The organism is Cytobacillus firmus (assembly GCF_023612095.1).
In the GTDB taxonomy this organism is placed as follows: Bacteria; Bacillota; Bacilli; order Bacillales; family Cytobacillaceae; genus Cytobacillus.
Genome location: NZ_CP086235.1, coordinates 2,357,371 through 2,379,851, shown reverse-complemented (window position 1 = coordinate 2,379,851; position 22,481 = coordinate 2,357,371). Strand labels below are relative to the sequence as shown.

At 38.4% G+C, this 22,481-nt stretch carries 24 protein-coding genes; 8 read left to right on the top strand and 16 right to left on the bottom strand.

Translation table 11 applies throughout. The features are described 5' to 3' along the window. Positions 1-76 precede the first annotated feature (76 nt). The gene (trhA, locus tag LLY41_RS12050) at positions 77-724 is read left to right on the top strand and encodes a PAQR family membrane homeostasis protein TrhA (RefSeq protein WP_304585473.1); all 648 of its coding nucleotides are present in this window, start codon (positions 77-79) and stop codon (positions 722-724) included. Positions 725-751: 27 nt separating this feature from the next. Here the strand turns inward: trhA and LLY41_RS12045 are convergent, their stop codons facing one another. Both LLY41_RS12045 and manA read right to left on the bottom strand, forming a co-directional pair. Next, the gene (locus LLY41_RS12045; RefSeq protein ID WP_304585472.1) at positions 752-2,119 is read right to left on the bottom strand and encodes an N-acetylmuramoyl-L-alanine amidase; all 1,368 of its coding nucleotides are present in this window, start codon (positions 2,117-2,119) and stop codon (positions 752-754) included. Between the two features lie 340 nt (positions 2,120-2,459). Continuing rightward, entirely contained in the window at positions 2,460-3,410 is a 951-nt protein-coding gene (gene manA / locus LLY41_RS12040) for a mannose-6-phosphate isomerase, class I (RefSeq protein WP_304585471.1), read from the bottom strand. A gap of 213 nt (positions 3,411-3,623) precedes the next feature. On the opposite strand from manA, the gene LLY41_RS12035 reads away from it, so the two are divergent. Then, a complete protein-coding gene (locus LLY41_RS12035) occupies positions 3,624-4,226 on the top strand; it encodes a CotY/CotZ family spore coat protein (protein ID WP_095242926.1) in 603 nt (200 codons plus the stop codon). 87 nt (positions 4,227-4,313) lie between these two features. Here LLY41_RS12035 and LLY41_RS12030 read toward each other — a convergent pair whose 3' ends face one another. Both LLY41_RS12030 and LLY41_RS12025 read right to left on the bottom strand, forming a co-directional pair. Then, complete coding sequence (locus tag LLY41_RS12030; RefSeq protein ID WP_179288941.1) at positions 4,314-4,685, bottom strand: hypothetical protein; 372 nt, start codon at positions 4,683-4,685, stop codon at positions 4,314-4,316. Positions 4,686-4,687: 2 nt separating this feature from the next. Further along, positions 4,688-5,875 (bottom strand): ParM/StbA family protein, encoded by a 1,188-nt coding sequence (locus LLY41_RS12025; RefSeq protein ID WP_095242927.1) that lies wholly within the window; start codon positions 5,873-5,875, stop codon positions 4,688-4,690. Positions 5,876-6,050: 175 nt separating this feature from the next. Between LLY41_RS12025 and LLY41_RS12020 the strand changes: the two genes are divergently transcribed. The 3 genes from LLY41_RS12020 (at position 6,051) to LLY41_RS12010 (ending at position 9,910) form a co-directional block, all read left to right on the top strand. Continuing rightward, positions 6,051-6,818 carry a CsxC family protein gene (locus LLY41_RS12020; protein WP_095242928.1) on the top strand — a complete coding sequence of 256 codons (768 nt, stop codon included), beginning with the start codon at positions 6,051-6,053 and terminating at the stop codon, positions 6,816-6,818. 220 nt (positions 6,819-7,038) lie between these two features. Beyond that, a complete protein-coding gene (locus LLY41_RS12015; protein ID WP_304585470.1) occupies positions 7,039-7,815 on the top strand; it encodes a CsxC family protein in 777 nt (258 codons plus the stop codon). 79 nt (positions 7,816-7,894) lie between these two features. Further along, entirely contained in the window at positions 7,895-9,910 is a 2,016-nt protein-coding gene (locus LLY41_RS12010; RefSeq protein WP_304585469.1) for a hypothetical protein, read from the top strand. A 50-nt stretch (positions 9,911-9,960) separates the two neighbouring features. On the opposite strand, the gene LLY41_RS12005 is transcribed toward LLY41_RS12010, so the two are convergent. Beyond that, positions 9,961-10,668, bottom strand: a complete 708-nt coding sequence (locus LLY41_RS12005; RefSeq protein ID WP_095242931.1) for a CsxC family protein — start codon at positions 10,666-10,668, stop codon at positions 9,961-9,963. Between the two features lie 175 nt (positions 10,669-10,843). Next, on the bottom strand, positions 10,844-11,008 hold the full coding sequence (locus LLY41_RS12000) for a hypothetical protein (RefSeq protein WP_304585468.1): 165 nt from the start codon (positions 11,006-11,008) through the stop codon (positions 10,844-10,846). A gap of 117 nt (positions 11,009-11,125) precedes the next feature. On the opposite strand from LLY41_RS12000, the gene LLY41_RS11995 reads away from it, so the two are divergent. Next, a complete protein-coding gene (locus LLY41_RS11995; protein WP_304588035.1) occupies positions 11,126-11,890 on the top strand; it encodes a type II toxin-antitoxin system SpoIISA family toxin in 765 nt (254 codons plus the stop codon). After that, positions 11,871-12,050, top strand: coding sequence for a type II toxin-antitoxin system SpoIISB family antitoxin (locus LLY41_RS11990; RefSeq protein ID WP_095242932.1), 180 nt, complete (start codon positions 11,871-11,873; stop codon positions 12,048-12,050). The genes LLY41_RS11995 and LLY41_RS11990 overlap by 20 nt, the downstream gene beginning before the upstream one ends. 214 nt (positions 12,051-12,264) lie before the next feature. Here LLY41_RS11990 and LLY41_RS11985 read toward each other — a convergent pair whose 3' ends face one another. Continuing rightward, entirely contained in the window at positions 12,265-12,948 is a 684-nt protein-coding gene (locus LLY41_RS11985; RefSeq protein WP_179288942.1) for a sulfotransferase family 2 domain-containing protein, read from the bottom strand. A 43-nt stretch (positions 12,949-12,991) separates the two neighbouring features. Then, positions 12,992-14,095, bottom strand: a complete 1,104-nt coding sequence (locus tag LLY41_RS11980; protein WP_095242934.1) for a glycosyltransferase family 61 protein — start codon at positions 14,093-14,095, stop codon at positions 12,992-12,994. Between the two features lie 263 nt (positions 14,096-14,358). Here LLY41_RS11980 and LLY41_RS11975 point away from each other — a divergent pair, with 263 nt between their 5' ends. After that, on the top strand, positions 14,359-15,318 hold the full coding sequence (locus LLY41_RS11975) for a CgeB family protein (RefSeq protein WP_095242935.1): 960 nt from the start codon (positions 14,359-14,361) through the stop codon (positions 15,316-15,318). A 64-nt stretch (positions 15,319-15,382) separates the two neighbouring features. Here the strand turns inward: LLY41_RS11975 and LLY41_RS11970 are convergent, their stop codons facing one another. The 8 genes from LLY41_RS11970 to LLY41_RS11935 form a co-directional block, all read right to left on the bottom strand. Continuing rightward, entirely contained in the window at positions 15,383-16,108 is a 726-nt protein-coding gene (locus tag LLY41_RS11970) for a glycosyltransferase family 2 protein (RefSeq protein ID WP_095242936.1), read from the bottom strand. A 50-nt stretch (positions 16,109-16,158) separates the two neighbouring features. Further along, positions 16,159-17,094: a GDP-mannose 4,6-dehydratase gene (locus LLY41_RS11965; RefSeq protein WP_095242937.1), complete on the bottom strand. Its 936-nt coding sequence runs from the start codon at positions 17,092-17,094 to the stop codon at positions 16,159-16,161. After that, positions 17,091-18,056 (bottom strand): GDP-mannose 4,6-dehydratase, encoded by a 966-nt coding sequence (gene gmd / locus LLY41_RS11960; RefSeq protein WP_304585467.1) that lies wholly within the window; start codon positions 18,054-18,056, stop codon positions 17,091-17,093. Before gmd ends, LLY41_RS11965 begins: the two co-directional genes overlap by 4 nt. Before the next feature lie 159 nt (positions 18,057-18,215). Continuing rightward, positions 18,216-19,328, bottom strand: a complete 1,113-nt coding sequence (locus LLY41_RS11955; protein ID WP_304585466.1) for a glycosyltransferase — start codon at positions 19,326-19,328, stop codon at positions 18,216-18,218. A gap of 17 nt (positions 19,329-19,345) precedes the next feature. Next, a complete protein-coding gene (locus LLY41_RS11950; RefSeq protein ID WP_095242940.1) occupies positions 19,346-19,804 on the bottom strand; it encodes a dTDP-4-dehydrorhamnose 3,5-epimerase family protein in 459 nt (152 codons plus the stop codon). Then, positions 19,801-20,709, bottom strand: coding sequence for a dTDP-4-dehydrorhamnose reductase (rfbD, locus tag LLY41_RS11945; protein WP_286137022.1), 909 nt, complete (start codon positions 20,707-20,709; stop codon positions 19,801-19,803). The genes LLY41_RS11950 and rfbD overlap by 4 nt, the downstream gene beginning before the upstream one ends. Then, the gene (gene rfbB / locus LLY41_RS11940; RefSeq protein WP_304585465.1) at positions 20,648-21,607 is read right to left on the bottom strand and encodes a dTDP-glucose 4,6-dehydratase; all 960 of its coding nucleotides are present in this window, start codon (positions 21,605-21,607) and stop codon (positions 20,648-20,650) included. Before rfbB ends, rfbD begins: the two co-directional genes overlap by 62 nt. After that, positions 21,600-22,343, bottom strand: a complete 744-nt coding sequence (locus tag LLY41_RS11935) for a sugar phosphate nucleotidyltransferase (RefSeq protein ID WP_095242943.1) — start codon at positions 22,341-22,343, stop codon at positions 21,600-21,602. The genes rfbB and LLY41_RS11935 overlap by 8 nt, the downstream gene beginning before the upstream one ends. Between the last annotated feature and the right edge of the window lie 138 nt (positions 22,344-22,481).

The window sequence follows — 22,481 nt, the reverse complement described above, 5'->3', positions numbered from 1 at the left end:
GACTAGATGGTGTTTTGTATATATTATAATAAGTAGTTATAGAAACTACATATAAGAACATTAAGGAGGAGATTTTATGAATTCGTATATCCGGGAGCCCATCAACGGACTAACCCATTTAGCAGGAGCCATTTTATCCTTTGCCGGATTGCTTGCCATGGTGATCAAAGCCTCACTGACAACCTCTTCACCGCTTGCCATTACGGCTGTTGCTATTTTTGGAATCAGTTTGATGCTTCTTTATTCAGCATCAGCTGCCTATCATATGGTCATCGCTAAAGATAAAGTCATTGCCTTTTTAAGAAAGCTTGATCATTCTATGATTTATGTATTGATTGCAGGTTCGTATACACCTTTTTGCCTCATCACCTTAAATGGTGTGACTGGCTGGGTTTTATTTGGAATAGTTACAGTTGTTGCTTTGTCAGGCATTCTGTTTAAAATGATATGGTTCAACTGTCCGCGCTGGCTTTCTACAGCGTTATACATTGCCATGGGATGGATTATCGTTTTCGCCTTCTCTCCTCTTTCTGAATCTTTAAGCTCAGCAGGTGTTATGCTGCTTTTTCTCGGAGGCATCCTTTACACAATCGGCGGAGTGATTTATGCTGTTAAACCAAAATTCCTCGAATTTAATTCAATGGGTTTTCATGAGATTTTTCATATTTTCATCATGATGGGAAGCATGACACATTTTCTTTGTGTGTTCATGTATGTGATTTAAAAGCGGACGCAGATCAGTCCGCCTTTTTTATTTACTTCCTTCAATATCCTTTAAAACAGCTTCCAGTTTTTCATTAGAAAATCTGATCATATTTTTGTAGATGTTCATGATAGATTCAGCATAATTTGTACCGGGTACTGCCCATTTGCCGTTCAATTCCTTCCATAGCTTAGCCGAACCTCTTTTCACCAGGCTGAAACGCGGATCCACTACCGTGTATTTGGAAGGCAGGGGCTGTGTCGAAGCGTAGGCATATAAATGCTGCAGATGTGCCAGTACGCCTTCCTCCTGTGTGGGAAAGCTTGCTCCTGACGTACCATTCCCTGTTGCGCCGAGTCCTGCAAAATTATTCTGGCCTGGTTTAACATCACCGGTAAATCGGAGAAAGTTGGTTTCATGCATGGCCTGTGCAAAAGCTACATCTCCTCTGATTCCGTAATATTCTCCAAAAGCTGAATAGAATGAACCTAAATTGGAAGCATTCGGGTTTATCTGTTTGGCATATTGATTCATATGCTCAGCGGACAAATGAGTTGCCCCGAGAATGGAATACCCTTTGGGCTCAGATGGAACTGCCGGCGGAGCGTCAAACTGTACATAGGCATCACTTATTCCTGCTTTTTTTACTGCTTCCAGTTGTTTTTCTGCATTTTCCTTTGTAGTGAAAGCCCCGGCTTGTACACGGTACCAGACCTTGCCAGATATTTCAGCAATGGCTATAACCGATTCAATGCCCTTGTTTTTTAGAAGGGCGGCCCTGTCCTCAGCATTGTTTCTATTAGTAAATGACCCGGCGATCACTCTGTACAGATTACTGGGATCGACTGGCTTTGGCGGGACAGCTGTTTTCGCTTTAAGATTAAAGGCTTTTACGATTCCATTTACGTGTCCCTGTGCCACTCTTTGTCTCCATATCGGATCTTTCATTAAAGCGGCATCAGCAGAATTATCAATAAACCCATTTTCTGTTAACATGGATGGCATGGAAGATTCACGCAGCACATGGAAGTCTGCCTTCTTCTTCCCTCTATCAATAAGGTTATTCAGCTTTATAACTTCAGCATGAATACTATTCTGATAAATGGCGGTCTGCGAAGAGCTGTTTAAGCTGTTATGAATAAAATCTTCATACCCCCTCGCTGCTCCATTTGCTGCATTGCAGTGAATGGACAGATAAAAATCAGCCCCCCAGCTATTCGCTTCAGATGTTCTTTGGCTCAAACTTTTAGTTGTATCGTTTTCACGGCTCATTTTTACTTCTACATTCTGATAACCTGCAACTAAGATGTTTTTTATATTTTTTGAGATATCAAGCGCAATATCCTTTTCTCTTATTCCATTTCCCAGAGCACCCGGATCCGTCCCTCCGTGTCCAGGGTCTAAATAAAGCTTCATCGTATTCACTCCTTAATATGTTATTTCCAAGGCCTGAAGCTTTCCTTTTCATTATTAGTCAATTTTATCGCAGTCTAACGGGCAGTAAGAACCCCACTGATTGAAGTTTCACTTTATACAGCAAGTACTTGCCAATACTATTGTATGTTTACATGCAGAAATGGCTTGTACCTTTGACCTGCTCATACTACTGCCAGTCTGAAAACATATAAATAATGGAATAAGCAGGATATTTTCGGGGATGAAATTAACGAGTTTTATATACATCCAATATAAAATAAAAAGCAGGCCTGATTTGGACTGCTTTTCCTGTAAGTTCTAAAAGGTTAAGAAACGGAAATTATAAAGAGTATGAAACGATAGCCTCAAATTCACCCTCAAGTGAGTACATGGTTATCGGGGCCGGCAGGATAAGGTGGTCGCCTTTTTTCAGATGGTATCGATTTTTATTCACGATTAAGCTCCCATTCCCGTTTATTATACTGATTAGCAGAAATGGTACTTCTTTTTTCATTGCAGTATTCTCTTGTATTTCCCATTTGCAAACAGTGAAGTTTTCAGTTTCCAAGAACTTTATAAACCGGTTTTTGCCCTTTTTAACATACTCCGGCTGAAGCTCAGGCAAATAGTGAGGTACAGAAATCACCTCAATAGCCTGTCTCAAATGAAGTTCGCGCTTCTTTCCATTGCCGTCTATTCTGTCATAATCATAGAGTCTATATGTGGTATCAGAACTCTGCTGAATCTCCAGGATGAGGGTCCCCTTCCCTAAAGCATGAACAGTCCCGCTGGGAACATATATAAAATCCCCTTTCTTAATTGGGATTTTATTCAGCAGTTCACCCCATTCCCCTTTTTCGATTAAACTTGTTAGCTCTTCTCTAGTTTGGGCGTTGTGGCCTAAGATGATATTAGCATTCTCTATACAGTCCAGGACGTACCAGCATTCATTTTTACCAAACATATCAGTTCCATGCTTTTGTGCATATTCGTCATCAGGATGAACTTGAACAGATAAATCTGAATTGGCATCAAGCAGTTTTACAAGCAACGGAAAATCTTGTGCATGATGATTACCAAATAATTCACGGTGGTCCCTCCAGAGTTCACTAAGCTTCTTCCCAGTAAACTTTCCCGATAACACTGTGCTTTCGCCATGTGCATGTCCGGATATTGCCCAGCATTCACCTGTTTTTTCTGAAATAATGTTATAGCCAAATATATTTTTAAGAGCTGTACCTCCCCAGATCCTTTCTTGGAAAACAGGCTCTAAAAATATTGGCTGTTCCACAAAGTCACTCCTTAATTAGTTTTATATACTTTTAATATATGTTTATTAAGGAATAAAGGTCTGGACATGTTAATCAGACTAATTTCATTGCTTTTAAAAATTATTTTAAATTCAGACCAAATTTTTTCCAGTCTATAGGCGGGATTCTCACTCGATATATTCATTTCAGCCGTATGCTAATGGTGGAACTAATTTTTCGGGGAGTGAAAAATCATGGGTTTGTGCGGGAAAAAAAATAAAGACTTTGAAAGGCATGATTTTTGCCATGAGCATGATTATGACTGTGATTGTCATATAAAACCGGAATGGGATGAGGGGAAACACCGGAAAAATTTCTATGAAAATTGTGTTGAAGAGGTTTTGGAAGCCATTTTCAGAGCGCAGAAAAAAGCGGGTATGGATGATGACTGCAGGAGTTCCTGCCGGGAATCCATTGATGACCTTATGGGGGGGCATAAGAAGCCAAGAAAGAATACAATTCCTTTCCTATTATACTGCGGAAACTGTGAACCATTCAAAGCCACAGGTGTAACCACGTTCACTAATCATTCTAAGGAAAAAAAATTTGCTTGTATCACATCATTCATTTTTAGAATAAAAGAATTTGATGGCAAATGCGCTGTATTGGAACTGTTGACATTCAAGCAATGTAAATCTTCTAAAGACCCATTTAAAACACATACAAAAGATTTCTGTTCCCCTTGCAGCCAAATCGACTGTGAAAACGTAGAAGATCTTATTCCTACAGGCATCTGCATTAATGTGGATCTTTCCTGTTTTTGTGCTGTTACCTGTCTGCCTGCCGTCCGCTTATAAAAGTTTCATTCTCATCCTAATTTAAACAGCCAACCAAAAAAGGTACACCCTTGTGACATGGTGCACCTTTTTTGGTTTCTTAGAGTATTATCCTCCAAATGCCTCCAGTACATCCTCTACCTCTTTTAAATCAACCTCATCTGGAATTGACGCATGAAGAATCTTTTCTTTAACTGCTAGCTTTTGGACTGGAACATAGCCTGATTGCATCATTTTTTTAATTTCATTAATTTCTGCAAGTATGATGTCGCTGTTCGTATTTTTAGGATGGAGATAGCTGTTTAAAGCGGATAGGACTAAATGGATCAGTGTATTGTTATTGGAATGGTAATCGACCTGTTCCTGAATTTTCTGTGAGACTTTTATTGAATTGCCGGTTTTTACATCAATAAAATGATCCGGGAGTGTTAAGGCTGTTTTATTCGCATAGTCGGTATATGTTCTCAACTTTTCCATCATCCTTAACCTCTGTTTGAAATGGAATGATTACTTTCTTTTTCCCTTTTAAGCTGATTCATCTTTGCCAGAATCATAAGACCAAGGACATTTAATTTTTCCATGTTTTCAGGAAAAGTCAATTCAATTGGCCTTCCTCTATCCGACCATTTTGCGGCAGCTTCCTGAATTTGCTTTTGGGCGAGTTTGGCTGCTCCTCCTACAGCGATATATCGGACAGCCCCTTTAATCTCTGATGAACTGCTCCTTACCCGATCAAAATGTTCCAGGTATTTGATTGCCATCGACTTTAACTGCGGCAAAATGTATTTGCTTATATCCTTCCTGACCCCTGCAAATGGCTCCACATACCATCCTGAAGGTCCTTCTGCCAATTTCTCCTCCAGTTCGGCACGGGAGTCAAACCGGTACATTTCCTTTTTACTCACTCTTTGAATGATATGATCCAGAAACTGGTTGATCCCGAACGGCTCCCCCTCTACAGATGCAACAGGCTTATTATTTTTTATTCCCACAAAATCGACTGAGTCGCCTCCAAGGTCGCCAATGATGATTCCTTTTTGTGATTCTTTAACAAGCTCTTCATTCTTAATGCCCAAGGTTTCCTGATCTCTGGTTAACCCCAGATAGGCACACGCACCTTCAGCACCGACAATCACATCATTTATGGTGATTTTAACGGTTAACTCCTTTGGTTCTGAAAGCCCGGGTACTTTATGAAAAATGATTGTATGTGTTCCAGCCAGTTTGTCTTTAAGGCGGGTTTTTCTCTCTTTATACTGTGTAGTTGGAAGAGATACAGCTAATTGATCAATAGAATAGGTGATTTCTGTTTCTTCGGGGTGTTGAAGTGCAGCATGGTAGCCTGCAAGACCAAATAACAGCAGATAGGTTCTGTCTTCATCAACTTTCTGGTTATTGAAAGCAGTCAGGCTTACGTCCCGCTGTTTAGCCGCTCCCTTGCCGATATAGAATATTTCTCTTCGATCTACAACAGCCTTGCTCTTTACCTCCACAATTAAGTTATCTTCAAACACGATATCATCGTCATCATATGGCTTTTCGTAAAATTCCGCATCAAATAAAGCAATAGCATTGGGAATCTGATATTCTGACAAAATACCATTTTCAGAAGCTAATGCCTTATACCAGCTGTTTCCTATATCAACAGCAAGAAAATTGTGTCTATCCATTTTCTCCTCACTCCTCCTTTTGAATCTTATGCGTGATAGGAGTCCAATTGTGCCCGTACCCTTTCACATTTATCCGCCATTGCATCAACAATAGAAATTTCCATGTTTGTCCAATGCATTCATATAAGGATTTGCATAATATATCTTGAAGTAAATTTAATAAGGAGGAACAACATTGAAAAAAGAAAATAAATGCGTAGATCTTAATGTGTCTGCTAATGTGGGAGATTGTGCTTATTCCCCTGGATCCACTCCTATTGCAGACGCAGGTGAAGCCATCATTAGAGTGCCTGTTGAACTTGCTGTTTTAAATATTAGGACAAACCTCGCAGCTAAAATTAAATTTCCGGAGCCAGTCCTGGAAATTAAAGATATTAAAAAGAGAGTTCAAATCGTCCAGTGCAAACTCCTTCTGCCTGGTGTTGCAGCAGGAACGGATCCTTTTGTAGAAGGCTCTTATCATTTATTCATTAAAGGATATGTACGAAAAAATATTCAATATGCTGCACCTTGCTACAATTCAGGTGTTTGCGTGAACTCAGAGATGCGTTCACTGACAACTGATGTGCCTTTTGAATGTGTCGTCGAAATTGCAGAGGGAGATTTTGATAGAACTCCACAGCTTCCTTTCCAGAACGCACGTGCAGAATTTGATTTCTTCAGACAGCAGGACCTTGGACATGGCTATCCTGAAAAAGATCACTTCCTATCAAGCGATCTTTCCCAGTTCCATCAGGACAGCAGCCAATTCTACAATCAAATGCCATATTGCGAGCTGATCTCCAGCAGAATTACTGAATGGGATGAAGCACTTGACCGCAAGCCATTCCACAACAATGCCAACTGGCAGGAAGGAACTTTTGAAACGATTTCCGAAAAAATGTTCCTGCAGTTTACTGTGAAAGTTCTCCAAAACCAGCAAGTCAGAGTAACAGCACTATAATGCAGCCACAAGCAATATCTGTTCTTTTTGAGGACAGGTATTGCTTTTTTTATTTATTTACTAGCATCATATTCAAAAGCCCTTCAAATGACATTCACCTACCAAATTTCTTGTACCCAATTTCAGTTTTGGGGTTCTCTGGTTTTACATGGGTATGCGCCCAAACATAGACGATTATCATGCATAGGATGTGATTATCATGATTTCAGGAGGAGCCCAAATGTCTGAAGAAAATAAAGATCGAGATAAAGCGGAATGCCAGGTTTCTGCTCAGAACTGTGATTGTGAAAGCACCACTCATCATCCTCATGTCAATATTGGCAAAATTACGGCAAAGGTCCCTGTCGTTCTGGCTGAGCTATCTCTAAAAGTAAATGTAAATGCCCTTATTACCTTTCCGGAACCTGTTCTGGAAATTAAAGATATCAAGAAAACAGTAAAGTTAACACAATGCCGGCTGTTATTGCCTGCTGATCAGCTATTTATTAAAGGCTTTGTGCGCAAGAATATTCAGTATGCCACCCCCTGTCCTGACATTGAAATGCATACAGATAAAACGGTAGCTTCTGATATTCATTCTTATACAGTTGATGTTCCCTTCCAATGTGTGACAGAAATAAAAAAATTTCTTACCTGTCCGGTGATGCCTGAATTGAATCACCGGCAGGAATTTGATTTCCTTGTATCCAAGCCTGTGCCGCGGGGGTACCCGGAGAAAGATGAGTTACAATCGAGTGATCTTTCTCAGTTTCATCAGAAAAGTGTGCAGCATTATAATGAATTGCCATTTTGTGAACTGATTTCAAGCAGAATAATTGAATGGGATGAAGCGATTGACCGACGTCCACTCCCTAACCGCTCACCGATTGGAGAAGGAGTATTTACAAAGGTAGAGGAAAAAATGGTTATAGATTTGCTCATTAAAGTTCTGCAAAAACAGCAAATCCGTGTTTCTTCAACCACCAATGATCACGATGACTGCTTCGATTGTGAATAAAGTCAGCAGTCTGTTTTCCGATGAATGATTAGCTTTTACTATTTGACGTAAGGAGGGGACCGGTGGGGATGCTCTGCAATTGCAGCACCTTCCTATGTATATGAGTGATATGAGAAGTGCCTATAACCGGATTTACCGGATCGATGCAGATACTGGAAATCCGTTGGAACAGCAGCAATTTTTCTTTTATACAGGAAACAATTCAAATAGTCAAGAACCAGCTGAAGCTGTAGATGAAAAGGAATCTAAAAAAGATCAAAAGGCAGCCTGGAACTCTTTTAACCGCGGAAAAACAAAGTCGTTACCGCTTATTTTACCGCCTCCATCAGTTGAATCGAACCTTATTACCAAAACCAGTGCACTATCAGAAGAATCTGCTGAAAAGGAAAATAAGGAGGAGGAGAGTGTACCTCCTAAAGGCAAAAACGAAATGACTAAGCCGAAAAAATTCAGACTTCCGTCGCAGCTGAATGACATGCTGACGCCCTTTTCTCCAATGCTGAGCTGGTCCCCTTCTTTACCCAGCAGATACTCAAATCAGCCTGCATTCACCAAGAGCCATTTACCTGGCGGGTCTGATGAGAAAGATTCATCCCGGCCGGATACAGAAACAAAACTGAACGAATTTATGCCAGCCGAAAAAATCCCCGGCCAAGCAGACAATCATGAAACCATAGTAGTTGAGCAAAAGGCTGAAATGCAAGAATACAAATCTTCTATTAAGGATCCGGAAGAAACTGATTTGACACAGGAATTCCTTAGCATGCTTGATGACGTCATGATGACCGATATAAATGAAGATACAGAATTGAACAGCAGCATGCCTAAAGCAGCTAATATAGAATCTGAGTCTGCTATTTTATTGGAGGATGAGTTTGCCGAGATGCTCGGTGAGTCTTCCTCCATAGAAAATGGATTTGACTATTTTCAGAGCAAACAGGATGAAGAATTTGCACTGATTTTAGAAGCTGGCTATGACAAGAGTGAATCTTCTGCCCGTGAAACTGTCAATCATGTAAAGTGCGAAGAATCTTCATCCGAAAGAGAGCATCCTATCTTGGAAGAAGCAAAGGATGGTGACTCTGAAGATCATTGGCAAAACAATCATAATGAAGAGTCGTCCAGCTATGAAGGCGAGTTCTCACTTCTTCTGAAAAAAGCCTGCAGCATCCTGGATAAGGAGTGTGAAGACACTCCCCCGCTTCAGGAAAAGTTCCTTGCACTGCTGGATGAATCTTCTGATCACACTATTAGCAGTCATGACTTTTTGCAGGAAGAATTATTTATGGAGAGTGAATGTGAAGAATCTGAATCGTCAGCCAATCCAGAAGAAGCAACATATAAGGAAGTTTCATCATTGCTTGAATACTTCTCAGCTATGCTGCAGGGTGTTATTTTAAGCGAATCACCTGAATATGAAGAAGAAGAGTCAATAAACGAAACTGAAGAGAGCGTGAATCCTGTCTCTGATGAAAGTGAAGGTTCAGAGGAGTTAAGTGATGACCTGTTTGAGCTGCTGGAGGAATCATCCTCAAGCAGCAGTCTTATGGATGAAGAAGAACCTGCGCCATGCTGCAGTAAATGTTTCCGGAATGGACTTCAAGTCAAGCTTCCTGTCTTAATAGGAAAAGCGGACCTGGACATTACAATATTCGATTGCTTGACGGTGCCTATTAAGAATGGTCACATTTCAAAAATAAAATGGTCAGTGAAATCTTTGCAATGCTCTGCCATTTTGCCTTCAAAAACAATTTTCATCAAAGGTACCCTAATGGCAGACATCCTTTTTGAAACTCATAATAAGCTGCAAAACATAAGGATGCCCGTTTCTATAGATAAAACCATAGAGCTGGAGTGGATTTCCCCTCCTCAGATGCCAGCTTCGTCTAATAAAAAGGAGTTTATGTTTATTCACGAAAACAGACTGGATCATCATTTCGAATATTTCCAGCAATTCACAGAGGAAATCACCTGTAAATTGAAGAGTATTCGTGTTCTCTGGCATGGGAATGCAGAAGATCATCCCGGTCTTGAAATCATGGGCAAAGCCTTGCTGTCTATGGATTTTTTTCAGGAGCAAATCGTACAAATGTAAAGAGGGTATCTACTGAAGATACCCTCTCATTCATTACCAGGAAAACCCGATTATTGGTCTCCCCCGCCGTTTGCCAATTGACGCTGAGTTAATCTTACAAGCAAATTAACTTCTGCTTTTTCAGTAATCTTGTCAAATCTGCCCCATTTATCAAAATCGCTCAGAATATCCATTTGAGTAACGGAAGCATTTAGAAGTTTACACTTGATTGGCTCATTCAAGAACTCAAATGTGAAGGAGCCAAAGCTGCATCTGTCTGCACCCATGCCATTTTTTGCAAGCTCTCTGATTTCGTTGGAATTGCTGTTCTTATTGCTGAATTCCCAATCAATTTCAGGAAGGGTGTTTACCAGGGAGTAGCACTTAAATGGAACGTTGACACTGTAGTCTTTCACATAGCCTTCACAATCATCAACATATTGAATGTTCTTGTGAATATACCCTTCTACATAAAGCTTTACAGATGTTGGAGGTGTTTCAGGGAAGCCTTCCGGGATAACAGGTACAGCTTTACATTGTGTCAGATATACATTCTTTCGGATTTGTTTAATTTCTGTGGCATATGAAGGAAGATAAATATCTGCTTCAGTTAATGTCTGAATTGGAACATCTCCAAGAATTATTGTCTGCTCTACTCCGCCTGTATTTTGCGGATCTCCTACATCACAAAAATGAGTATGCGATTTAGCCGTGTCACACTTCGGTAATGGAGGACATTTGTCGCTGCTTCCACAGCCGTACGAATGGTTTTTCTTCATATTCTACACTCCTACTTGTTGTTTTTAGCCAACAGAATCCGAAGCTTTCCAAAATAAAAAAGCTTGTTTTTCTATGGCTTACTATTTTATATGCGGCTGGACGCAACAAGGAGTGGACAAGTTGAGGATGGCATTTATATCATTTTTTATAAAAAATGAAAAACTGTACTAATAACTACTCTTTACAGCTTACACTCCAATTAATGGCAAATAGATCTCTGTCTATATGTGCATCCTTTTTGGATTCTTCACATAATTCAACTGCCTGCTTTAAGGTAAAGTGATTGATGATTATCAGAATTACAAGAACAGCCGCCGTCATAGTTAGGTATTTCTTCATATTTTTAGTTCCTCCGCATTTATTTTCAAATTTATGGCATATTTTCTGATATAATGGTATTAAAATTATGCAAATATTCTAACAGAAATTCATTTTATGGCAGACGAGGCGATTTATTTGCTGATATTCTTTAAGATTGCTGTGTGGATCATTGTCGCTTGTCTTGGGTTTTATGTTATTTCTGTCTGGCTTTGGGAAAAGAAAGTAAAAGAAAAAATGTCCGTCATTCGTAAAACCTGGTATATTCTTTATGTACTGGGTGCAGTAATTTATTGGACAAATGAGCCGGAAACCATTTTTGATCACTGGCAGAATTACCTGATTGTCGCGATTATATTTGCTCTTGTCGATGCTTTTGTTTTTCTTGGATCTTATTTGAAACGAGTCGGAAATAATGAACTGGCCACTGACACAAGAGATTTGCTTGAAGAAAACAGCGACCTGTTAAACTCACATATGAATAAGCTGAAATCGTTTCAATATTTATTGAGAAATGAACCGATTGACATTTATTATGGAAATGAAGAAGCTTATCTTGCAGGAATCGAAAAGCTTTTGGCTGACTTTGCGGAAAAAGTCGATATGAAGGCATCGTTATGCAGGTATTCAACACAGGAAGAGAAAGACTATCTCCTTGAGCACTACACCGATAAAGCCTTGATTCATAGCCGGCTAAACCGCAGGGAAGTTTACTATGATGCGGAAGAAAAGCTGGCACTAATCCCTTTTTCTATTTTCGAAGAGGATTATATCATTAAAGTGACCTCCGGCCGTTTTGTAACCGAATTCGACTATTTGCTATTCACTTCACTCATATCAATATACGACCTAATGCTCCCTGCCGAACAGGAGGACGAAGACCATGAAGGAACCAGCGGATAAGAAAAAGAAATTACCGCGAATACATGCTGACAGCACCATGAAAACATTGCAGAAAAAATCCCGGATCAGCCTGCCGGGATTTGAAGTCAGCCCGCATACCGAAAGAATCTTGAAAGAGAATAAAAGATTAATAAGCGTTTATACCAAAAAGAAGACTTGAGTATACTATTTTGCGGGGAAGGAGTTTTCTTCCGCGCCAATCCTGATTTATGTGTAAAATTTCTCTCGTAAGTTATATTTTACCATTTTTATCTGCAGATGAAAATAAGTTAATCTCTCAATTTAGGGAAAAGGCTGACTCAAATCTATCATTCGAGTCAGCCTTTCATTTTTTCGGTCAGGATCTATCAATAATTTCATTAAGTTTCACTTTATCAATTCAAAGAATTAATTTCTTTCTGAAGGAAAGCTTTTCCGTACTCATATAACTGAAAATCAATTTCATTCTTCTGTTCGATCAGCTTTCTGACTTCTGCTGGAACCTGTGCCATTTTCGGACGTGTTCTAGTTACATTGTGCTTATGATTATAAGGGACATTCCATCCAAGCTTCTTTCTCATAATAGCCAATGACTCATTAAAACGCTCCGTTATTCCGACCATCAAAAAGTGTTCCTCGATATTTTTTTTTGCTTTTTCTATTGATGGAGTGCCATCACCGGAAATCATTTTTGTTTGTAAGTTATATATTCCATCTTGAATAATTCCATCTTCATCCATAATAAATTCCTTTAAATTTAAAGAATTAGCTTGTTTATATAAAGGGTGTCTAGGGTTCTCCCTTAAAAAATAATAATAGGAAATGACACGGTCTACAGGATGTCGAAGCATGGTAATATACTGAACAGGGTGCGATATAGCTTCATGAAGCCCAAATCGAAAATGGCCCTGTACCCACTTTACCGAAGATAGTTCTGACTGCGGAGTTCCCTTTAGTTTGTTATAAGCGTCCTGATATCCAGCATAATATGAACGGATTTGATGAATATTATACTGATTTTCAATTGTTTTCCTCATGGAGGTGCCAGCTGTTTTTGGTATGTGGATAAATATTATCACTTTCTCATCTCCCCTAATTCATTCATACATATTAAAAGATTCTTTAAAATTCCTTCAAAAATTGGTGCAGGTGCTTTGTGTTTAATGTCCAGATTGCTTTATTGCCAGAAGCATTTAATTCCGCTGTCTGACCGAGAAAATAATGCAGCTTGCCTCCAGTAGATGTATTCACCAATATATCACTCATTTTAAAAAACTTATTAGAGGCAAGGATTAAAACTTTTGGATGATTTTGCAGAAAGACACTGTTATACATACCTGAACCTGAAGTTCCTGCTATGACCTTTGCGTTACGAAATAAATTAATTTGCTCTGAGACCTTTAATTCTTCAGGGTGAATAATTTTATACCCGTTTAAAGAAAAAATCCTTTCAACAGACTTCTCATTCAGTAAAACTCTTCGCTGGTTTTTCAATTTTGATCTGGAGACATAAATCTTTTCAAACCCTGTCCCCCTGTCATAGTAGTCTCCGATCGTTTTCCATGTTTTATAGGCAAATGTTGAGGTGTATTTTCTTAAACAAAAGGACTGGACTGGTATATGAAGTCTTTCACACACGATAGGTTTATCCAAGTATATGATTTGCTTCAAACTTATTCCGAATGGTTTAAGCAGATCGAGTTGCCAGCTTTTTCGATCTTCTGAATTCATAATAAATTTTACATTCTTAACATCAATATATTTAGTAATCCACAATCTGGAGATAACCTCTAATAAAAAATGTCCGAAGCCGCTTTTTTCTCCGCTTAAAAAAATATAATCACCTGACTGGTATTTTGTGTTTTGGCTTTTAACCTTCAGTGAGAATCGGTTTGATCTTCCATGATAGATGAGATTGGTTGTAGAGGCATTAAACTCGTAATGTCTGAAGCTATCAGGAAGAACAAACCTTCTGTCTTGGATAATAGTCTGATTCCTTAAACATAAAGTGTTCTTAAGACTTGCTACATAAAAATCCTGTGTTACACATTCATTCGGCAATCTTATACCTGGAAATGGCCGCACGGGTGGTATGATGCGGGTTCTTTCTGGATCACTTAAATGATATAAAGTATTCTCCGGTAGTATTCCTAATTTAAATTCCTTAAAGTCTTTGGCCGTACATATTTCTTGATACGGAATCACTTTCATGAAATTTCTGCTCACATTCTCTCCCTCCAAAAATTCCTGTACACAGCATTATAATCTTCTAAATGTGGATGGCTTGGATTATTGCCATACTAAAGAAAAAATCGAAACGGATAGTGGTTGAATTTAAGCAAAAGCCCAAACACATAGCAGGTGAAGCTGCATAACATACAAGTAGGTTTACCCAAATATAAAGTGAAACTTCAATCAGTATGTATAAAATGGAAGGAAAAGGAATCAATACCTTAAACTGCATTTCTATAAATTTTTAGGTGGTAATTATGAGAATTCTATTTATTTCATCAGGTTATACAGGGATTTATAATTTTTTTGAAGAGTGGATTATGAGAGAGCTTAAAAAGAAAAACAAAGTGAAACTATTGGATCCCCTAACTGGCACTCGAAATCTAATAACCATGGTAAATCAGTTTAAACCGGAAATTGCTATTGCCCTCGTTGGGTTTAATGTCCCTTCACATTTAATTCAGTGGCTAAAGACGCAAAAAATTAAGACGGCAGTCTGGCTTACTGAAGATCCTTATTACATGGACAAATCGGAAGTGCTAGTACCTGATTATGATTATATTTTTACTATCGACACAGCCGCCATGGATTTCTATATTCAAAAAGGACACCAGCATACTTTCCACTTGCCATTAGGTACTTCAACTGAAATATTTAAGCCTGTTCAGGTGGAACCAGCGTATAAAAGTGATATTTGTCTCCTTGGTTTTCCATATCCTGAGAGAGTGAAGCTAATCCAAGTTCTTTTGCAAAAAACACCTTATAAAATTAAAGTAATCGGCGAATGGAGACATACATTAGTCCGGCTGAAAAACCATCCCAGATTGGAGGTTCATGATAGTTGGGTGAAACCATCGATTGCGGCTAAATATTATAACGGAGCAAAAATTGTTCTAAATACGCATAGGCCTTACAATTTGACTCAAAACAAAAATCGGATTGGCATAAAGGGCAATAGCATAAATAATAGAACTTTTGATGTTGCTGCTTGCGGAGGTTTTCAATTAATTGAGTACAAAGAGGATCTGCCAATCCACTTTATCGAAGGAAAAGAGATCGTATCATTTAAAACCGAAGAAGAACTGCTTCAAAAAATCAACTATTATATTAAACATGAAAAACAGCGCAAGGAAATCGCTAAACTCGCCTCTAAGCGTGTCCTAAAAGAACATACTTTTGAAAAAAGACTGGAAGACATGCTGAGTAAGCTCCAATAATAATATTAGATTATGAATATTTAATATTTCAGTAAAAAACTACCTTCAATCATGGGAAATCAGCCTACTCAGCATCTTCACTATTCCATGGTTTGTTTCCGCGTTGAAGTTTCCTTTGAACACCTTTACCATGTATTCTGTGTTCATCGGTTAATACATGCAGGGGGTAAAAATCCCAATGTTTTACAAGCCTTTTAAAAAAAGCGGCGTCACCGGCATTCCAATGGGCAGGGTGGTCATCCCACCCTTCCACGAGCTTTAAGCAGGATCGCCTGTGCATAAAGGAATTATGATCAACCTTCCCCATTGGTTCCCGTGTTATTCCCACTAATGGACGAATAAAAGTCCTTTTTACCCTATTACCCGAAAACACTATTACTTTTTGTTTGCCATAAAGCACATAGATATGAGGGTTCATTTGAAAAACCTCTGCCATTTTCTCAAATCGTGCTGGATAATAAATATCATCATCAGTTAAATATGTTACTAAATCACCTGTTATCCTCTGCAAAGCCAAATTTATGCAGGTTGCATACCTGGTTGTTTTCGGGCGATCCTTCGGACTTACTCCTGTGTGAATTAATGTAATTCGGTGATCCTTATCTGCAATTCCTTTTAATACGTTTTTAGTTTGTGCATTTGAATTGTCATCTACAATAATGAGCTCCCAATTAGGATACGTTTGCTGCTGCACACTTGCAATGGCCTCACGGACTCTTTGAGGACGATTATAACTCGTTAAAATACAGCTTATTTTCAGGTTAGTTTTATTAATGTTTGCTTTAGACATTTATCTTCACCTCGCTCCTCCTACTCAATTTTAGTGATTTTAAAACTGCTCTATTCTCCTACCTGCTGACTGCTTAGCCAAAAGTGATAAATATCTTTTAATGAATCTTTAATTGGAATAATGGGCTCCCAGCCCGAAGCAATTTTAATTTTTTTCGGGCTTCCTACATAGAAAGGAATATCAGAAGCCCTCATATTTTCAGCTGTTTGCTCAACTATTATTTCCCTGGCTGAAAAGGACAGCAGCATGTTGAGTATCTCTTGTACTTTAATTCCCTTGCCGGAACATACATTATATGATTCTCCTGATTTCCCTTTTAAAGCTATTTGATAATAGGCTTTAACAATATCTCTAACATCCGTAAAATCCCTTACTGCTTCAAGATTTCCCACTTTTAATACATTGTTGGATTTTGTTTTATTTATTAAGGCAATTTGATAGGCAAAGTCTGAGGTAACAAATCCCCTTTTTTGGCCAGGACCTATATGATTAAAAGGCCGTAAATGAATAGCATCAATACCATACGAGATTTTATACTGATTTATTAGTTTATTAATAACTGACTTACTTAATCCGTAAGGGCTGATGGGATTTATTTGAGCCTCCTCTGTTATGCCATTAAGCGGTATAGTGACATTTCCGTATTCTTCTGAAGACCCAATTGTAATGATGCGCGGGCCAGTATCGGCATTTATTGCGGCTTCAAGCAGATTAACAGTCCCCATTGTATTGGATTCAAATGTATCGCTTATATTTTTCCATGAATCTCTTACATTACTTGCTCCTGCCAGGTGAAAGATATGAGTTGGTTTTACCTCTCTGATTATTTTTTCCGCAGCCTTCCTGTCTGCGAGGTCCAGTGTATAGTACTTCTTTGGAGGTTTTGATTGTCTTGATGTTCCAAAAACTTCTGCACCTTGATTTGTTAAATAATTTTCGAGGTATTTGCCTGCAAATCCTGAAACCCCTGTAATCAAAGCTCTCATTGTTTACCACTGTTTCTTTTAAGGTCAGAATCTACCATCATTGTTACCAGACTTTCAAATGATACACTTGGAGACCAATTTAATATTCTTTTTGCTTTCTCTGGATTTCCCAGTAACAGGTCAACCTCAGCAGGTCTCATGAATTTTGGATCCTGTACAACGAATTGGCTCCAATCCAAACCCACGTGACTAAAAGCAATTTCAACAAACTCTTTGACTGTATGTGTTTCTCCAGTTGCAATGACAAAGTCCTCAGGTTGTTCCTGCTGGAGAATGAGCCACATAGCATTAACATAGTCCCCTGCAAATCCCCAGTCTCTTTTTGCGTCTAAATTTCCTAATCTTAATTCCTTTTGTTTTCCCAGCTTTATTTTAGCGACAGCATCTGTTATTTTTCGCGTTACAAATTCCAGCCCTCTGCGGGGCGACTCATGGTTGAATAAAATACCCGAACAGGCATACATTCCATAGCTTTCCCTATAATTAACTGTCATCCAATGTCCATAGACTTTGGCAGCTCCATATGGGCTCCTCGGGTAAAATCCAGTATTTTCAGTTTGGGGTATTTCTAATACCTTGCCAAACATTTCACTGCTTGAGGCTTGATAAAAACGAGCTTCAGGCTTTACAAGCCTTACCGCTTCCAGAAGATTTGATACACCAAGAGCGGTAACCTGACCGGTGTATATTGATTGTCCCCAGGAGTCGCCGACAAAAGATTGGGCTGCCAGGTTATAAACTTCATCAGGATCAGAAATCCTGATTGCATTTATCAAAGAAGGAATATCAGTCAGATCCCCGGGAATGATATCTATATTTTCTGCAATGTGGTTAATATTCTCTTCATTAGGAGTGGCTGATCTTCTCTTAAGCCCATATACTTTATAATTCTTGCTTAATAAAAGTTCAGCTAAATATGATCCATCTTGCCCGGTTATGCCTGTAATTAAAGCTTTCTTCATTTGATCAGCTCCTTATATCCAAATTTTTCACTAGGTTAAGAATATTTTATTCGCAGAGTTTATTTAATGGGAGTGGATTTGAACAAGTTTGTACAAAATGTGCTAATTCCTAGATTTCTTACTCCTGAACGACTTTAATTCCCTTAAATAACTATATTTCTATAATAGTTTCAATCTTTTAAGATGTTCCTTGTACATATTTCCAATGGTTAATGGCGAGAATTTCCTTACAATTGTTTTTTTTCCTTGCATTCCAATTCTTCTTGCATGCTGCTGATTACCAGCAATTGTCTTCATCAGCGTGGCCGCATGGCTAATATCAGGCTCAGCCCATAGTTGATCTGCATGATAGGGACCATGGTCTTTGCTAATTTTACTAAGTGTGAAATTAACCAAAAAAGAGTTATGTGGTTTCGTAAAATCAGTGTTTCCTGACCAATTTGTGACGATAACAGGTTTACCTAAATACATGGCTTCAGCAATTGGCAAACCAAAACCCTCTGATCGATGAAGGGAAATATAGCTATTTGAAACATTAATTAATCCGTTTACTTCCTGACGACTTAGAATTCGATTAATTATATAGATATTTTCATACCCGGTTGCACTTTGTTTAAGGTAATCCAACTCTTCTGCGGTATGTGACCCATTATTCACTTTAAGGACTAGCCCCACTGATTTATCACCCTTTTCAAATGCCAATTTAAACGATTCAACTGCTGCAGCGGGATTTTTTCTTGCTGATGTGCTTCTTGTATCGAACATCGCTAAGAATAGATAACGGTTATCTGGAAGGCCAAAATACTTTCTATTTATTTTCTGAGGAATTTCCAGAGAGATACTATGCGGAATGATATTGACAGGTTTTGAGGTCTTTTGTGAAATCGAGTTTCTTATAAATGCTGTAGGAGCCAGCACTTCATCCACAATCGAAAAACTGCTATTCCACAAATCAGGAAAAATGGGAAGCTCCCAGTGCCAGTATCCAATATTATGCCGATTCATAAACCATCTCTTTTTCAAATGATTATTTTGGTAATGAATAAATAGCTGATCTGCATTTATTAAGAAAAGGTTTGTCTTAAAAATCGGTTCCTCCACTTCTTTGTGTCTCCATGTCAAATCAGTTTGCCTGGCAGGACAGTGCGGAAAATTAATAATGCAAAAAGGAATGTCAGCTGCATGAAATGCTTTAGCTGCTGAACGGCAGGCTTCTCCCAATCCAAATTCTGCTCTGGCGTAGCCAATCAAGTTAATGCCTTTTTTCATCATTTTTTCTTCCTTTCACGTTACCTGAATTCAGTATTCCACTTGAAGTTTATAGTAGGGTCATCCCAGCTGATTCTCTTTTCATCAGGATTATCTTTATCATAGGATTCAGTAGTAAAATAAATGATGACAGCAGGCTTTTCCCCAAGTACCCTATATCCATGAGCAATTCCCTTGGGTATAAGAAGCAAAATAGGGTTTTCCTCACCCATATAAAATACGTTAGTCTCCCCTTTAGTGGATGATTTATCTCTAAGATCATAAAGGACCACTTGTGCATTACCTGAAGGAAAGAACCACAAATCATCTTGTTTTTCATGGTAATGAAATGCTTTTATGACACCAGGATAGCTCATGGACCAGGAAGCCTGCCCAAACCCTGACAGTAACTCAGGCTCATCATCCCTGATAAGCTCGGCAAAAAATCCGCGATCGTCGCAATGCTTTATAAGCTGTTTAGTTTTTACTCCTTCTATCATTTTCTTAACTCCTTCCTTATAAATTCTTTCATTGCGTACTCCCAATGTCTGGGAGTCTTTATGCCTTGATTTATAATTGCCTGATGTTCCAATACTGAATAGGCGGGCCTTTGTGCGGGAACACCATATTCTGCACTGGTTATAGGCAGTACTTTATTTGGGTCATAGCCTGCTTCTTCAAAAATGCGTTTTGCAAATGAAAACCATGAACATGAGCCTGTATTGCTAAAATGATAAATACCATTTTTCTTATCCATTATTTGTTCGATAACTTCTGCCAGGTCATTAACGTAGGTAGGTGAACCAATCTGATCATCGACAACTCTTATTTCCCTGTTTTCCTTTCCGAGTGCAAGCATGGTTTTAACGAAATTTTTCCCTTCATGTCCGTAAAGCCAGGAAGTGCGGATAACCGATGCATCACTATTGGTTAGAACCATTCTTTCACCAAGCCATTTGCTCATCCCGTAGACCGAAAGAGGATTTGGAATATCATCCTCCGTATAGGAACTCTGTTTTTTTCCATCAAAAACATAATCAGTACTTATATAGATGATTTTTGCATTTACTTTTTTCCCTGCTGAAGCTATATATCCGGCACCTAAACTATTAACTTCAAAAGCCTTCTTTCTCTCTGACTCACATTTATCTACTGCAGTATACGCTGCTGCATGAATAATAATATCGGGTTTTAACTGTTTAATTATGAACTCTGCCTCTTCTTTATTTGTTACATCAAGCTCTCTTTTTCCAAGACTTTTGATAGGATGCTTACTGCTAAGGAATTTTTGCAATTCCCTCCCTAATTGACCTTCTCCGCCGGTGATTAATATATCCATTTCGTCACCTTCTTCTTTTGTATCTGGATTTATACCAACTAATCGTTCTGCTGATCCCTTCTTCAAATGAAACCTCTGGCTTCCATCCGAGTTCCTTTGATATCTTGCCTGAATTCATTGCATAGCGTCTGTCATGGCCTTTGCGGTCTTCTGTATACTTGATAAGACTTATATCTTTGTTTAACTGGTTTAAAATAATTTGAATTACCTCCAAATTGGTCTTCTCATCATTACCGCCAATATTGTAAATCTCACCTGCAATTCCCTTTTCTAAGACCATTTCTATACCCCTGCAATGATCTTCTGCAAAAATCCAATCTCTTATATTTAATCCATCACCATATAAAGGGATCTCCTGGTTATGAAGTGCGTTTGTAATGATTTTAGGAATAAACTTTTCTGTATGCTGCATAGGTCCATAATTATTACTGCAGCGTGTAATGAATAGTGGGAGCTGGTAGGTTTCATAAAAAGAGCGGACAAGCAAATCAGAGCTGGCTTTACTAGCGGAATAAGGATTATTGGGTGCAAGAGGAGTTTGTTCTGTAAAGGGCGAAGCTTCAGGGGTAAGGGAACCATATACTTCGTCTGTTGAAATATGAATCATTTTACCTGCTTTTCCTTTTAGGACAGCCTGCAATAAATTATATGTTCCTTGAATATTTGTCTTGATAAATGGATACGCGTTAACAATACTCCTATCCACATGTGTCTCAGCGGCAAAGTTAATAATAGCCTCATATTTCAAGTCGAAGACTTCATTTAATTCGATTTCATTTCCTATATCACATTTAATAAAACGATAATAATTTGAATTCTCAAAGGCTTGAATTTCCTTTTTATTAGAAGCATATGTCAGGGAGTCAATATTGGTAATATAATAGTTTTCACTCTTAAGCATTCTGGAAATAAAGTTTGAACCAATAAATCCTGCTCCACCTGTGACGAGAATATTTTTAACCATGATGATCCTCTTCTTTCATATTTTCATAAATATACTTTTGAGCCAAAAATAACGAATGATGGGTTCCTGCATCCATCCACCAGCCATTTAAAATATCATATTCCAGTTGGTTTTTCTGTATATACAGATTGTTTACATCTGTAATTTCCAGCTCATTTCGTTCTGATGGCTTAATGCTTTTAATAAGCTTGAATACTTCCTCATCATACATATATATGCCAGTTACACAATAAGAAGAAGGCGGACTGCTTGGCTTTTCATGAATGGAAAGTATTTTCTTTTCATGCAAATCTAATTTCGGAACCCCGTAACGTGTTGGGTTACTGACTTCCTTCAAAAGAACTCTTGCCCCTTTTTTCTGGTTTACATAAGCTTTTATATGGGGTGTTAGTGAATCTTCAAAGAGATTATCACCCAATACAACCACAAATTTTTCTTTATTTATAAAGTCACGCGAAGCTAGAAGTGCATCAGCAATTCCTCCGCCCTCATTTTGCTGTGATTGAAATTTAAGTTTTATATTGAATTCCCTTCCATCACCTAACATTTCTTTAAATAAGCTCAGGTGCTTCTCATTAGTAATGATAAGTATGTCTTTAATTCCTGCATCCCTTAGTTTGATAATTGGCCAATAGACCATAGGATAGGGGCCAACCGGCAATAGATGTTTATTTAGGATTTTAGTAAAAGGTAATAGACGTGTTCCTGTCCCTCCCGCAAGAATTATTCCTTTCATTTAGATGTCTCCTTCCTCCAATTCCTTTCAATCAGTTGAAAAGCTCCAAATTAAATTAAATCTTTAAAGAAACACTGATAGTCATGGAATATTCATAGGGAATACCATATCGCTGTTTCTTTAAAGATTTTCTTTTCC

Bases quoted from the DNA above. Each gene is read 5' to 3' on its own strand.
- trhA (WP_304585473.1), top strand. From the start codon at position 77: ATGAATTCGTATATCCGGGAGCCCATCAACGGACTAACCCATTTAGCA.
- LLY41_RS12045 (WP_304585472.1), bottom strand. From the start codon at position 2,119: ATGAAGCTTTATTTAGACCCTGGACACGGAGGGACGGATCCGGGTGCT.
- LLY41_RS12035 (WP_095242926.1), top strand. From the start codon at position 3,624: ATGGGTTTGTGCGGGAAAAAAAATAAAGACTTTGAAAGGCATGATTTT.
- LLY41_RS12030 (WP_179288941.1), bottom strand. From the start codon at position 4,685: ATGATGGAAAAGTTGAGAACATATACCGACTATGCGAATAAAACAGCC.
- LLY41_RS12025 (WP_095242927.1), bottom strand. From the start codon at position 5,875: ATGGATAGACACAATTTTCTTGCTGTTGATATAGGAAACAGCTGGTAT.
- LLY41_RS12015 (WP_304585470.1), top strand. From the start codon at position 7,039: ATGTCTGAAGAAAATAAAGATCGAGATAAAGCGGAATGCCAGGTTTCT.
- LLY41_RS12005 (WP_095242931.1), bottom strand. From the start codon at position 10,668: ATGAAGAAAAACCATTCGTACGGCTGTGGAAGCAGCGACAAATGTCCT.
- LLY41_RS12000 (WP_304585468.1), bottom strand. From the start codon at position 11,008: ATGAAGAAATACCTAACTATGACGGCGGCTGTTCTTGTAATTCTGATA.
- LLY41_RS11990 (WP_095242932.1), top strand. From the start codon at position 11,871: ATGAAGGAACCAGCGGATAAGAAAAAGAAATTACCGCGAATACATGCT.
- LLY41_RS11975 (WP_095242935.1), top strand. From the start codon at position 14,359: ATGAGAATTCTATTTATTTCATCAGGTTATACAGGGATTTATAATTTT.
- LLY41_RS11970 (WP_095242936.1), bottom strand. From the start codon at position 16,108: ATGTCTAAAGCAAACATTAATAAAACTAACCTGAAAATAAGCTGTATT.
- LLY41_RS11965 (WP_095242937.1), bottom strand. From the start codon at position 17,094: ATGAGAGCTTTGATTACAGGGGTTTCAGGATTTGCAGGCAAATACCTC.
- gmd (WP_304585467.1), bottom strand. From the start codon at position 18,056: ATGAAGAAAGCTTTAATTACAGGCATAACCGGGCAAGATGGATCATAT.
- LLY41_RS11955 (WP_304585466.1), bottom strand. From the start codon at position 19,328: ATGATGAAAAAAGGCATTAACTTGATTGGCTACGCCAGAGCAGAATTT.
- LLY41_RS11950 (WP_095242940.1), bottom strand. From the start codon at position 19,804: ATGATAGAAGGAGTAAAAACTAAACAGCTTATAAAGCATTGCGACGAT.
- rfbB (WP_304585465.1), bottom strand. From the start codon at position 21,607: ATGGTTAAAAATATTCTCGTCACAGGTGGAGCAGGATTTATTGGTTCA.
- LLY41_RS11935 (WP_095242943.1), bottom strand. From the start codon at position 22,343: ATGAAAGGAATAATTCTTGCGGGAGGGACAGGAACACGTCTATTACCT.